We start from the raw sequence: 12,771 nt of genomic DNA on the forward strand, positions 1-12,771 counted from the left end.
TTATCCTTTCAAATTTATTTAAATAGCCCTTTGATCTTCTCAAAAAGCGACTTTTTGCCAGTCTCTTCGTGATTTATGGCCTCGTCAATCTGCTGCACTGCGGTCTGTGCGTAGATGATAGCGCCCTTTGGATCGCAGTTAAAGAGGTTTGAATATGAGCTTGATTTGTTTAGATCAAGTGGATTTGGCTCCACGACCTCTGTGGCCTCAAGCAAGCCTGTTTCTAGCTCGCATGCGTAGTTTAGAGCATCTAAAAATGTAGGTAAATTTTGCGCGTAAAAGCCATCAATCGCCCCTTTTATCTCGCCATCTGCCTCATAGTCAGCCTTTAGTTTAGCTACGTTTTTAGCGTTTACATAAGCGCCACAACAGTAGTTTTCGGTGATCTCATTATAAATTTCGCCACTAAATTTATCCAAAAACTTACTTGGTAAAATTTCTCGCCAGTTGCTGACGTAGTTTTTAAATTTCTCGTTTTGCTGTGCCAAAGAGCTTAGTGCTGTGCCCCGAGTGTAGAAATATTTTCTAAAAAAACCTTGCGTGACAGCGATACAAAAGCCGTGAGTTTTGTTAAAAATTTCATCGTCTTTATACTGCAACGCAGCACTTAGTATATCTTTGTACTTTTGAGCGTAAAATTTCTCTACGCCAGCCTTTGTTGCAAGTGCCAAAACCTCGTCAAATTTACTAGCCCTTGTAAGCTCAAGTGCCTCAAAATACCACTTTAAAATTTCATCTTCGCTAATAGCGTGATAGCTTATATCATAGCCCATTACTTGCTCTCATTGATGAAATTTTCGATGTTTGCGACGATCTTTGCGATGAGCGTCTTTCTAGCCTCCAGGCTACCCCATGCCACGTGCGGCGTGATGAGTAGATTTTCTTTGTTTTTTACATTTAAAAATGGGCTATTTTCGCTCATTGGCTCGCTTTCTAAAACGTCGGTGCCAAAGCGTAAATTTCTCTCATCTATCGCCCTCGCCATCGCAGCTTCATCCACTATGCCACCACGTCCTAAATTTAGCACTATCGCATCATCTTTTAGCAAATTTATCTCGTTTGCGCCTAGTAAATTTCTAGTCTTTTCATTTAGTGGTGCGTGGATGCTGATGATGTCGCTACTTCTTAGTATCTCGTCTAAGCTTTTTTGCCTAAATTCGCTATTGTTATTTACTCCGCTTGTCGAGTAGTAGCTCACGTTTGCGCCAAATGCACGTGCCGCTGCCGCCACACCGCGTCCTATCTCGCCAAGTCCGATGATGCCAAATTCTTTGCCAGCGATCTCGCTAATGTTTGCGCCAAGATAGGTAAAAATTTCACTCTTCACCCACTCTCCGCTTTTTACGTAGTGACCATAAAATTTGATGTGATTTGTTAGCTCAAAAAGCATGGCAAATGTGTGCTGCACAACGCTTGCGGTTGAGTAGCCAGCGACGTTTTTTACAGCTATATTTTTAGCTTTTGCATGTTCTAGATCGACATTATTCATCCCAGTTGCGCTTATGCAGATAAGCTTTAAATTTAGCGCATCAATCACGGCTTTGTCGATGATGACCTTGTTTGTGATGACGACGTCAACGCCCTTTAGACGTGGCACGACCTCATCGCTCTTGGTTTTTTGGTAGCTGATAAACTCGCCAAATTTCTTAAAAACACTAAGATCTACGTTTTCTCCCAGCGTTGCCGCGTCTAAACAAACGATCTTCATCTTTAGTCCTTAATGAAATGTCCTACAAATTTAGAGTAGTTATCTAAAATTTTGCCGCCCTTTCTATATCCAAGCGCACACGCTTCATAAGCGTAAAATACGCCTGCTTGGTAGTTATCGCCTCTTTCATCTTGATTAAACTCGTAAAATTCTTGATAGATAGCTTTATTTGAGTCGTATTCGCCCTCGTTACTTGCTATTTGTGTGCCGTTTTCATCGTGTATCGAGACGTTTGCTCCTTCTCTGCCAAATACCGGCTTTTTCACATATTTTTTGCCTTTTAATGGCTCGTTTGAGGTCTCAAGCAAGAGTGGATGATTTGGATAAAGATCCCAAAGAATTTTTAAAATTCCCTTACTTTGGAAAAGTAGCGTGTAGGCGGGATTTATGATGATGGCTTTTTGGTTTTTGATGATATTTGAAAGTATGAGTGCTAGCTCGCCCTCGTCGATCGCTATGCTCTCCCAAGGCACGAGTTTAAACCAGTACTCAAAATTTTCATCACCTTTAAAAATCCCCTCGTCATCGTTAAAAACGACCTCATCAACGTAAGCAAAGTCGGTTTTAAAGCCAGCCTCTTTTGCGATGTATTGCAGTAATTTCACGGTTTGCTCGTCCTCTATACTGCCAGCAATAGAGCTAAAGAGTATCCCCCAGCCCTCGTAAACATCATCAAAATTTACATTATCGTCGCCAAGAGTGATTAGACGCTTGAAATTTTGTTTTAGAGCTTCGTAAAGGTTATTAAATTGCTCTGTTTCATCCATATGATTTAGTTTTAGCATCGCCCACTGAATGATCGCTGTCTCAAAGACTGCCGTTGGCGTATCGGCGTTAAATTCGATCAGTTTTATCGGCTTGCCATCAAGCCCGCCTGCAAGATCAAATCTACCATAAAGATGCCAGTGAACGTCATTTTCCCAGCTTTTTTTGATGCTATCAACTAGGTTAAATGGTATGCCTATCTCGTGAAAAAGGTTGCTGTCAATGACGTGCTGAGCGGCATTTACATACATATCGTATAGCTCATTTGCCGCTTCGTAGTAAGCATCCGCCTCACTTGCTTTTACCTGTACGATCTCATCTGCGATATACGAGCTGTTGTCGTTATCTGTGTGCCATACAAAGCCGATTTTTTCCATAAATTCGTTATTTAACGGAGTGATTTTTCTTAAATTTATCATTTTCAGCCTCCAAAGCTTGATGAGCTAGAGCCTGACTTTGAGCCACCACCGAAAAATCCACTCTTGCCACCACTGCTTCTTGCAGCAGAATTTGCCGCTTTTTGCTTATTAAAGCTATCAACGCTTCTTGTGTATGCGCTTGGATTTTTGTAAGAATTTTGACGAGTAGCTTGGAAATTTTGATTTCCAAAAAGCTTGCTACCTATCCAGCTACCAAGTATCGCACCGGCTGCTGAGGCAAGTATCGTCTCACCAAGGCTTAGACCGCCACTACTTAGCTGTGCGTCACTCGTTTTTGTTAAATTTGAAGTGCCATTGTCGATATTTGCGTTTGCTTGAGCTATGAGTTTATCGATCTCGTCTTTGCTTAGCACACGCTCAGTGCCGTTGATATCTTTTAGCACAACTCTAGTTTCAGTGCTTGGATACTCTTCTAAAATTTTATAAACTCCAGGTGCGCTCTCTTCGATGATGACAAAGGCACCGTTTTTTTGTGCAACTTCGTTTAGTGCATTTTCGTTACCGCCATCGTTGCTTCCACAACCAGCAAGGCCAGCCATAACGATCGCACCAAATCCGCCTACCGCAGCATAAGTAGCTATTTTTTTAATGTGTTTCATATCTCTCCTATCAACTCTTTTAAATTTTTATGTCTTCTAACAAGTATCACGCCTCGTTTAAATTTTATAAATTTGGAGTGATGTATGTTTTTTATTATCTTTTCACTGGCTTTTTTCGTTGCCTTTGGCTTTAGATTTAGCTCCTTTAAAAATTCACTTAAATTTATCCATTTTGACTCATTTTCTATCTCAGCCTCTATCGCTTCATTATTTGGCATATCGTCATTTTTTTGTGCTAAAAGCGGCCTTTGCATAGCATTTAGAAACTGCATGAGCTTTTCATCTCTATCTTTATAAATTTGTAAAATTTCATTTTTTCGCTCGATTAGCATCTGCTCTTTTTCTTTAAAAAGCCTATCTTTATCGGCTTGCAAGTTTAAATTTAAGCTCTTTAATTCGCTTAACTCATTTAGCAAATAATTTACAAACTCATCATTTTGGGATTTAGTTTTTGTACTTTTTGGAGCAGATTTTGTGGCTTTTTCGCTACTTGGTTTTTCATCAAGGATGACAAATTTTGTGCCATTTTCAATGACTGTATTTATCGAACCACGGCGGATTCTATTATAGACTGCTTCTTTTGTTATGCCTAAAATTTCTGCAGCTTCGTTTATAGCTAGCTTTTGCATCGAATTTCCGTTTAAAATAAAATAAAAAAATTGCTTTGATTATAAAAAAATAAGGCTAAAAGAAGAGTTAAACAAAGAGAGCAAAGCCCTCTTTGTCTTGGTTTTAGAGTCTTGACTCGTAGCGTCTAAGCATATAAAGACGTTTAAGCATTTTCTTGCGAGCTGCAATTTTTTGTTTCTTGCGGATCTCAGTTTTAGGCTCAAAGAAGCGTCTAGCTCTTGCTTCAGTTACTACTAAGTTACGGTCAGTTTGTTTTTTAAACTTTCTGTAACCCTCGTCAAATGACTCGTTAGGATGTACCTTAATACCAGGCAACGTCCTCACCACCTTTCAGATTAAAATAAGCCGTGAGTATAGTTTAATTTTCATAAATTTAAGCTTTTAACTATTTTTTTTTAAAACTCTTTTAATGCCATAAGCTTTATAATCATAAAATTTCAAAAAAGGCTTATTATGTCAAAGGATTTTCATCTTAGCTACGCCAAGAGGCGTTACATTTTTTTTGCCTGTATTACGCTATTTGTCTTTATTTTGCCATTTATCAGGGTAAATGATGCACAGCTATTTTTGCTAAGTTTTGATAAAAGTAGAGTTGATCTATTTTTTACAAAATTTGATATGCAAGAGCTTTATTTGTTGCCATTTTTGTTTATCATTTTGTTCTTAAGCATATTTTTCTTAACGACACTTGCAGGGCGCGTTTGGTGCGGTTGGAGCTGTCCGCAAACTATTTTTAGAACAATATTTCGTGATCTTTTGCAAACTAAAATTTTAAAGATCAGAAAAAATATCCAAAATAAACAAAATGAGCCAAAAGGACAAATTTTAAAGCATGCTTTAGCAGTTGGAATTTGGTGCGTTTTAGCTCTTATTATTTCGGCGAATTTTTTATGGTATTTTGTGCCACCGCTTGATTTTTTTGCTTATTTAAAAGAGCCAAGCGAACATGGAGTTTTGCTTGCATTTTGGTTTGTTATCGCTATTTGGTTAGTTTATGATGTCATCATTTTAAAAGAAAATTTTTGCATTTATGTTTGTCCTTACGCTAGGGTGCAATCAGTGATGTTTGATAACGATACGATCCAAGTTATTTACAATCAAAAAAGAGGCGGCGTAATCTATAACGGAAAAGAGAAATTTAAAAAGCCAAAAGAAGAGGGCGCGCTATGTACTGGCTGCGAGGCATGCGTGAGGATATGCCCAACGCACATTGATATAAGAAAAGGCATGCAGCTTGAATGTATAAATTGTCTAGAGTGTAGCGATGCTTGCGCTAAAGTGATGAAGCATTTTGATGAAAGCTCGCTTATTGAGTGGAGAAGTATAAATTCTATAAAAGAGCAAAAAAGAGTCAAAATTTTACGCTTTAGAACGGTTGCTTATCTCGTCATTTTGGGCATTGTCTTAACAGCTGGGGTATTGATGGGTGGCAAAAAAGAAAGTATGCTTTTAAACATAAATAGAACAAGCGAGCTTTATAAAATTTTAGGTGAAAATGAAGTCGAAAATTCTTACGTATTTTTGGTGCAAAATACACAAAATAAAGAGCATACCTTTTACTTTGAAGTAGACGATAAGAATATAGAAATTTCTCGTCCAAATAAGCCATTTATATTAAAAGCTAGCGCAAAACAACGAGTCATCGTTACGCTAAAATCAAAAAATGAAAATTTAAGCGATAAAGATCTTTTAAAACATATAAATATAAAAGCCTACGCCACTGATGAGCCAGCTATCAGCGTGCAAAGACAAAGTACTTTTATCTATCCTAAAAGATGATAAAATGGCAAAAATTTAATAGGAAGCAAGATGGCGATCTCAGAAAAGGGTAAAAAAGATACGAACTTATTGTAAAAACAGCACTTGAGCTATTTTTAGAAAAAGGATACGAAAAGACAAGCTTAAGTGACATCGTAGCGATAAGTGGCGGATCACTTTCTAGCATTTACACGTTTTTTGAGAACAAAGAGGGGCTTTTTGAGGCGATCGTTGAGCAAGAGATAGATGCGCTTATAAAAGAGATCGATGAGAGGATAGATCTTAAAATTTCTCACAGCTTGGAGGAGTTTTTAACCAAATTTGCAACCATAATATTTTCTATTACTTGCAGCAAAAGGCATATCTCTCTTGGTAGGATAATGATGAGTGAGGGTTCTAAAAATGGTGGTAAACTTGGTAAGACGTTTTTGGATCAAATTTTAAAAAAGATCGATCTTGTGCTTATAAATTTCTTTGAAAGAGACGAAGTAAAAGCCAAACTTGATCCAAAATTTTCAGCCAAATTTGCTGCAAAGTACTTTATACAAAGTGTGATAGGAGCTTATTACTACGATTCGCTTTTGATAAATGAAGAACCAAAGCTTAGTGAAAAAGAGCGCAAAAAGCATGTTGGCTTGTGTGTTGAGTTGTTTTTGAATGGAATTAGTAAAAAATAAAATTGACTTTTTATTTGTTTTCTAATAGAATCGAGAACTTTAAATTTTTGTAACAATTATTACAAAAACTAAATATGATATTAAAATTTAAAATTAAGAGAGGTTTTTATGGCAAATTTTAAAAGTGCTCTTGTGCTTTCGGTTGCAGTTTTATTTCTAAGCGGTTGTTTTGAAAATAAAGAGAATAAAGCGGCAGCAGGTCACCAGATGCCACTATCTCATGTAGATATTTTTACCGCACAAAAAACAGACATACCTATTAGTTTTGATTACACCGCAACGGTTGTAAGTAGTCAAGATGTTATTATCTATCCAAAAGTTGGCGGAACTATCATAAAGCAGTTTTTTAAGCCGGGAAGCAAAGTAAAAGCGGGCGATAAGTTATTTTTGATAGATCCAGAAAAATATCAAGCTAGCTTTGACTCACTTGATGCCTCTGTTGGCGTAGCAAATGCAAATTTAAAAAATGCCGAGACCGAGTTTAAAAGAATTTCTGCCCTTTATAAGAAAAATGCAGTCTCTCAAAAAGACTACGACGCAGCAGTTGCGGCTTATGACATTGCAAATGCGAATTTAGTAAGCGCAAAAGCAAATTTAAAAAATGCGAAAATAGATCTAGGATACACGACTATTACAGCGCCATTTGACGGTGTAGTGGGTGATAACCAAGTAGATGTTGGCTCACTTGTCATAGCAAATCAAACAAAACTTGTAAGACTTACAAAAATAAATCCTATTGAAGCAGAATTTTATATCGCCGATGTGGATAATCTAACTAGAAAGACAAATTTGGATAACGGCTCATGGCAACAGCTAAATAGTGACACTGTGTTAAGTGTCAATGGCGAAAATTTTAATGGTAAAGTAAATTTTATAGATAGTGTCGTAAATACCGCGACTGGCAGCGTTTTAGCAAAGGCTAGTTTTGATAATAGTGAAGGTAAAATTTTACCAGGTGCGTTTGGCCATATAAAGATGAGCGGCTTTGTTCAAAAAAATGCCTTTAACATCCCGCAAGTTGCCCTTCAGCAAAGCACTACAAACACTTATGTTTTAGTCGTAAAAGATGGCAAAGTAAGCCAAAAAAATGTAAAAACAGGATATCAAACAAAAAATATGGTAGCAGTCACTGAAGGCCTTGAAGATGGTGATAAGATAATCGTTAATAATTTCCTTAAAATTGGAGTTGGTGCACCAGTTGAAACTGATAAAGACCTAAGTACGGAATTTATAAACGGCAAAGATACAAACGCTACAAGTAGCAAGTAAAGGCAGATAGATGTTTTCAAGATTTTTCATAAACCGCCCGATATTTGCGACTGTTATATCTATTATCATAGTTATAGCAGGTTTTATGGGTATCAAGGGGCTTCCAATAGAGGAGTATCCAAGTCTTACACCGCCTACTGTCTCTGTAAGTGCGACATATAGCGGTGCTGATGCGCAGACTATCGCCGACTCAGTCGCAAGTGCGATCGAAGATCAGATAAATGGCGTTGAAAATATGCTTTATATGCAAAGCACATCAAGCTCAGCAGGTACGATGAATATAAGTGTATATTTTAAGATCGGCTCATCCTCAAAACAAGCTACGATTGATGTAAATAACCGCGTGCAAGCTGCCCTTTCAAGACTGCCTCAAGAAGTGCAAAATATGGGCGTAACAGTGCGCGAAAGAAGCGGCTCGATCCTTCAGGTTGTTGGCTTTACAAATCCAAATATGGATTTGATCGAACTATATAACTATGTAAATTTAAATATTGCTGATGAGATAAAAAGGGTTAGTGGTATAGGTGATACAGTATTGATAGGTACTAAAGAGTATTCTATGAGAATTTGGCTAAAGCCAGATAGACTAGCTCATTTTAAACTAACTCCAAGTGACGTCATTTCTCAAGTAAAAATTCAAAACTCACAATACGCTGCTGGCAAGATAGGCGAACAGCCATCGGATGGTGGTAATCCTTATGTCTATTCTGTTCGTACCGATGGACGTCTTAAAAATGCAGCCCAGTTTGGCGATATAATAATTAAAAGTTCCGATGGATCAGTTTTGAAGCTAAAAGATGTAGCTACCATAGAGCTTGGAGCTGCTAGCTACGCATCTGAAGCTATGCTAAATGGCAAGCCAGCAGTGCCACTTTTGCTATTTTTACAAAATGACGCAAACGCACTTGCAACTGCTGAAGCGGTCAAAGCAAAGCTTGAAGAGCTAAAGAAAACCTATCCAGTTGGCCTAGAGCACACCATAGCCTACAACCCAACTGAATTTATCACCGTCTCAATAGACGAAGTTATAAAAACTTTCATAGAAGCGATGGTACTAGTTCTTATCGTAATGTACTTCTTCTTAAAGAGCTTTAGAGCTACCATCATACCAATGCTTGCCGTTCCAGTCTCTATCATAGGCACATTTGGCGGTCTTTATGTGATGGGCTTTAGTATAAATTTGATCACACTTTTTGCCCTGATCCTAGCCATCGGTATCGTCGTAGATGACGCGATCATCGTTATAGAAAACGTTGAAAGAATTTTGCATGAAGATAAAGGCATAAGCGTAAAAGACGCCACGTTTAAGGCGATGGAGGAGGTACAAACCCCTGTCATCTCTATCGTGCTCGTGCTTTGCGCGGTTTTCGTGCCAGTTTCATTTATGGAGGGCTTTGTTGGCGTTATACAAAAGCAGTTTGCGCTAACACTTGTTGTTGCTGTTTGTATCTCAGGCTTTGTCGCTCTTACTCTTACGCCAGCACTTTGTGCGGTTATGCTTAAAAAACAAGAGAACAAGCCATTTTGGATAGTTCAGAAATTTAACGACTTTTTTGACTTTAGCACTAGGCTCTTTACAGCAGGCGTGGCAAAAATTTTAAAACACGTCATCATTAGCTTTATAGTCATTGGCATAATGGGATTTGCGACGTATGGCCTTTTTCAAAAAGTGCCAAAAGGGCTTGTACCTTCAGAAGATAAGGGCGCTTTGATGGTTATCACCTCGCTTCCACCTTCAACAAATATGCTAAAGACCAAAGAAGAGGTAAAATCTATTAGTAACGCCATTTTGAGCAATCCAAATGTCGAATTTACCATGGGATTTGCAGGCTATGATATGCTAGCTAGCTCACTTAGAGAAAACTCAGCCATCAGCTTTGTCAAGCTAAAAGACTGGAGCGAAAGAAAAGGCGCAACGGACGGTGCAGATGCCTTAGTAGGTCAGTTTAATGGCATGCTTTGGGGTTCAAAAAACTCAATGACTTTTGTCGTAAATGTGCCACCTATCATGGGTCTATCAATGACTGGCGGCTTTGAGATGTATCTACAAAATAAGAGTGGCAAGAGCTACAACGAGATAGAAGCGGACGCTAGAAAGGTAACTGCAGCTGCAAACGCAAGACCTGAGCTAACTGGCGTAAGAACGACGCTTGAGACAAACTACCGCCAGTTTAAGATAACGGTTGATAAAGAAAAGGCAAGGCTATTTGGCGTAAGCGAGAGCGAAATTTTTAGCACGATAGCGGCTAGCTTTGGCTCTTACTACATAAATGACTTCAACCTTGCGGGTAAATCATACCGCGTATATGCAAGGGCAAGCGATAACTTTAGAAACAACCCCGAGGATCTAAGAAAAATTTTCGTTCGCTCATACGAGGGCGGCATGGTGCCACTAAATTCAGTAGCGACGCTCACAAGATCGATCGGACCTGATATCGTTGATAGATTTAATCTCTTTCCAGCGGCTAAGATCATGGGCGATCCAAAACCTGGCTACACATCAGGCGATGCGATAAGAGCGATACAAGAGGTCGTAAATGACACACTAAGTAGTGATGAGTACGCTATAAGCTGGGCTGGAACGGCGTATCAAGAGGTAAATTCTCAAGGAACAGGCACGGTCGCCTTTATCTTTGGTATGGTCTTTGTCTTTTTGATCCTTGCGGCTCAGTACGAAAGATGGCTCATCCCACTTGCAGTCATAACTGCCGTGCCGTTTGCAGTATTTGGCTCGTTGCTAGCTGTTTGGTTAAGAGGGCTAACAAATGATATCTACTTTGAGATCGGACTCTTGCTGCTCATCGGTCTAGCGGCCAAAAACGCCATTTTGATCGTAGAATTTGCTATGCAAGAGCGCGAGAGTGGAAAGAGCATATTTGAATCAGCTGTAAATGCGGCCAAACTTCGCTTTAGACCTATCGTAATGACCTCGATCGCATTTACTCTAGGCGTTTTCCCAATGGTTATAAGCACGGGTGCTGGCGCTGCATCTCGTCACTCACTAGGAACTGGCGTAGTTGGCGGTATGATCGCATCAACAACGATAGCGATATTTTTCGTGCCTATGTTTTACTATTTGCTTGAAAATTTAAATGAAAAATACTGGAAAAAGGGAGCAAAAAAAGATGAGAAATAAGGCGTTTATACTTATAACAGCGGCGTTTTTGGCTGGTTGCTCGTTTCGCCCAGATATGCCAGATGTGGATACAAATTTCACCTCAACATACACTTTCGAGACAAGCGATGTAAGAGATCTTTGGTGGAAGGAATTTGGAGATGAAAATTTAAATATTCTTGTTGAAAGTGCGCTTGGGAAAAATACAAATTTACGCATTGCCTATTTAAATTTAGAAAAAGCAAAGGCGAGCCTTGGCGTTGCTGAGGCTAGCTTGCTCCCTGGGGTAAATTTAAACGTAGGCTACACAAAAGCAAAAAGCAGTGGCGAAACATACACTAAGCAGCCTCAAACACGCTACCGAACATCGAGCATAAATTTAGGGCTAAACTACGAGATAGACCTTTGGGGCAGAGTGCGAAATAGCGTGCTTGCAGCAAATGAGAGCCTAAATGCAAGCGAATTTGACTACGATAGCGCCAGGCTAAGCCTTAGCTCAGGTGTGGCAAAAAGCTACTTTGCTCTAGTGTCGCTAAATATGCAAGAGGCCGTACTTCAAGAGACGCTAAAGACTTACGAGGCGACACTTGCACTTCGCAAGACGCAGCTTGATCTTGGCGGCATAAATGAGATGACCTATCTACAAAGCAAGGCTGCGGTTGAGAGTGCAAAAATGAGCCTTATTTCGGTGCTAAATTTAAAGTCAAAGGCGCTAACCTCGCTTGCTATCCTAACTGGCAAAAACAATGATGAAATTTTAAAAGGCGCAGTTGCTAGCTCAAAAACCTTGCCAGCCTCACCAGAGATAAGTGCTGGCATAAGCTCTGATATTTTGCTAAGAAGAAGCGACGTAGCAAAAGCGCTAGCTGATCTAAAGGCGACAAATGCGCTTGTTGGCGTGACAAAGGCTGATTATTTCCCTACGATCTCACTCACTGGACTTTTAGGCTTTACGAGTGTTGATTTTGAAAATATATTTGTAGGAAACGCCAACACTTGGAGCATAGGAGGCTCTTTAGTTCAGAAGATCTTTGACTACGGCAGAACAAAAAACAATGTCCGCATCGCAGAGACAAACGAACAAATCGCAGCCATTACCTATGAAGGCACGGTAAAATCGGCTCTTGGTGAAGTAAGAGATGCGCTTGTTTCAAGACAAAATGCAAAAATTTCTTTGGAACAAGTGAAAAATTTGCTAAAATCCCAACAAAGAATTTACTCGCTTGCTAAAGAGCAATATGATGCTGGCTACATTGGACATTTAGAGCTTCTTGATGCGGAGAGAAATTTGCTTCAAGCAAAATTACAAGACGTCTCGGCAAAGCTTGATGAGGTTGATAGTGCAGTCGAAGTTTATAGGGCTTTTGGTGGCGGTTTTAGGTTAGAAAAATAATTAAAAAGGAGAGAAATTGGGAACTAAGATATTAAATTTCTTATTTTCTTGGGGATTTTTTGTTTTTGCTATCGCTCTTGGCGTAGCATTATGGTTTGCGATAAATTACGTGGATACATTTAGGCTTGAGTCAAGCTTTTATGATATCGGCGAGATATTTATGATGGCGGCTGTTTTTTGTATTGCTTTTTATGTGATCGCAGCAATATTTGTTATTCCTATTAGAGCGATCAAAAAATCTTAATCTTTCATCTAAGGACAAAATCCTTAGATGAATTTCTTGACTTCTTTATGTAAAATTCTTAGATTTTTGATTATTTATTTTAAAAATTTATTTATGAAATTTATCGCATTTATATTACTACTTCTAACAAGTATATTTTTAATAGCTTGCTCAGCTAATCAAGCAAACAAAAA

General features: G+C 38.8%; 12 protein-coding genes. 6 read left to right on the forward strand and 6 right to left on the reverse strand.

Going from position 1 to position 12,771, the window contains the following annotated elements; all coding sequences use genetic code 11:
• Positions 1 to 14: 14 nt before the first annotated feature.
• The 6 genes from CYP51_RS02320 to rpsU form a co-directional block, all read right to left on the reverse strand.
• The gene (locus tag CYP51_RS02320) at positions 15 to 773 is read right to left on the reverse strand and encodes a hypothetical protein (RefSeq protein ID WP_103624218.1); all 759 of its coding nucleotides are present in this window, start codon (positions 771 to 773) and stop codon (positions 15 to 17) included.
• Positions 773 to 1,708 carry a D-2-hydroxyacid dehydrogenase gene (locus tag CYP51_RS02325; protein WP_103624219.1) on the reverse strand — a complete coding sequence of 312 codons (936 nt, stop codon included), beginning with the start codon at positions 1,706 to 1,708 and terminating at the stop codon, positions 773 to 775. The genes CYP51_RS02320 and CYP51_RS02325 overlap by 1 nt, the downstream gene beginning before the upstream one ends.
• 2 nt (positions 1,709 to 1,710) lie before the next feature.
• A complete protein-coding gene (locus CYP51_RS02330) occupies positions 1,711 to 2,892 on the reverse strand; it encodes a glutathionylspermidine synthase family protein (RefSeq protein WP_103624220.1) in 1,182 nt (393 codons plus the stop codon).
• A 2-nt stretch (positions 2,893 to 2,894) separates the two neighbouring features.
• Positions 2,895 to 3,512, reverse strand: coding sequence for a UPF0323 family lipoprotein (locus tag CYP51_RS02335; protein WP_103624221.1), 618 nt, complete (start codon positions 3,510 to 3,512; stop codon positions 2,895 to 2,897).
• Positions 3,509 to 4,141 (reverse strand): DNA-binding protein, encoded by a 633-nt coding sequence (locus tag CYP51_RS02340; RefSeq protein ID WP_103624222.1) that lies wholly within the window; start codon positions 4,139 to 4,141, stop codon positions 3,509 to 3,511. Before CYP51_RS02340 ends, CYP51_RS02335 begins: the two co-directional genes overlap by 4 nt.
• Before the next feature lie 103 nt (positions 4,142 to 4,244).
• Positions 4,245 to 4,457 (reverse strand): 30S ribosomal protein S21, encoded by a 213-nt coding sequence (rpsU, locus tag CYP51_RS02345; protein WP_009294994.1) that lies wholly within the window; start codon positions 4,455 to 4,457, stop codon positions 4,245 to 4,247.
• A 138-nt stretch (positions 4,458 to 4,595) separates the two neighbouring features.
• Between rpsU and ccoG the strand changes: the two genes are divergently transcribed.
• From ccoG to CYP51_RS02375, 6 genes are all read left to right on the forward strand, one after another.
• Positions 4,596 to 5,921 carry a cytochrome c oxidase accessory protein CcoG gene (ccoG, locus tag CYP51_RS02350; protein ID WP_103624223.1) on the forward strand — a complete coding sequence of 442 codons (1,326 nt, stop codon included), beginning with the start codon at positions 4,596 to 4,598 and terminating at the stop codon, positions 5,919 to 5,921.
• A 68-nt stretch (positions 5,922 to 5,989) separates the two neighbouring features.
• Positions 5,990 to 6,577 carry a TetR/AcrR family transcriptional regulator gene (locus tag CYP51_RS02355; RefSeq protein WP_103624224.1) on the forward strand — a complete coding sequence of 196 codons (588 nt, stop codon included), beginning with the start codon at positions 5,990 to 5,992 and terminating at the stop codon, positions 6,575 to 6,577.
• A 108-nt stretch (positions 6,578 to 6,685) separates the two neighbouring features.
• Positions 6,686 to 7,846, forward strand: coding sequence for an efflux RND transporter periplasmic adaptor subunit (locus CYP51_RS02360; RefSeq protein WP_103624225.1), 1,161 nt, complete (start codon positions 6,686 to 6,688; stop codon positions 7,844 to 7,846).
• Positions 7,847 to 7,856: 10 nt separating this feature from the next.
• A complete protein-coding gene (locus CYP51_RS02365; protein ID WP_103624226.1) occupies positions 7,857 to 10,982 on the forward strand; it encodes an efflux RND transporter permease subunit in 3,126 nt (1,041 codons plus the stop codon).
• Positions 10,972 to 12,354: an efflux transporter outer membrane subunit gene (locus tag CYP51_RS02370; protein WP_103624227.1), complete on the forward strand. Its 1,383-nt coding sequence runs from the start codon at positions 10,972 to 10,974 to the stop codon at positions 12,352 to 12,354. The genes CYP51_RS02365 and CYP51_RS02370 overlap by 11 nt, the downstream gene beginning before the upstream one ends.
• Before the next feature lie 16 nt (positions 12,355 to 12,370).
• Positions 12,371 to 12,598: a hypothetical protein gene (locus CYP51_RS02375; protein WP_021090435.1), complete on the forward strand. Its 228-nt coding sequence runs from the start codon at positions 12,371 to 12,373 to the stop codon at positions 12,596 to 12,598.
• Positions 12,599 to 12,771: the final 173 nt, after the last annotated feature.

This window comes from Campylobacter concisus (assembly GCF_002912895.1).
Classification (GTDB): Bacteria; Campylobacterota; Campylobacteria; order Campylobacterales; family Campylobacteraceae; genus Campylobacter_A; species Campylobacter_A concisus_G.

Excerpts from the sequence above, each read along its gene's own strand:
- CYP51_RS02360 (WP_103624225.1), top strand. The coding sequence starts at position 6,686 with ATGGCAAATTTTAAAAGTGCTCTTGTGCTTTCGGTTGCAGTTTTATTT.
- CYP51_RS02335 (WP_103624221.1), bottom strand. The coding sequence starts at position 3,512 with ATGAAACACATTAAAAAAATAGCTACTTATGCTGCGGTAGGCGGATTT.
- CYP51_RS02340 (WP_103624222.1), bottom strand. The coding sequence starts at position 4,141 with ATGCAAAAGCTAGCTATAAACGAAGCTGCAGAAATTTTAGGCATAACA.
- CYP51_RS02330 (WP_103624220.1), bottom strand. The coding sequence starts at position 2,892 with ATGATAAATTTAAGAAAAATCACTCCGTTAAATAACGAATTTATGGAA.
- CYP51_RS02365 (WP_103624226.1), top strand. The coding sequence starts at position 7,857 with ATGTTTTCAAGATTTTTCATAAACCGCCCGATATTTGCGACTGTTATA.
- CYP51_RS02325 (WP_103624219.1), bottom strand. The coding sequence starts at position 1,708 with ATGAAGATCGTTTGTTTAGACGCGGCAACGCTGGGAGAAAACGTAGAT.
- CYP51_RS02370 (WP_103624227.1), top strand. The coding sequence starts at position 10,972 with ATGAGAAATAAGGCGTTTATACTTATAACAGCGGCGTTTTTGGCTGGT.
- ccoG (WP_103624223.1), top strand. The coding sequence starts at position 4,596 with ATGTCAAAGGATTTTCATCTTAGCTACGCCAAGAGGCGTTACATTTTT.
- CYP51_RS02320 (WP_103624218.1), bottom strand. The coding sequence starts at position 773 with ATGGGCTATGATATAAGCTATCACGCTATTAGCGAAGATGAAATTTTA.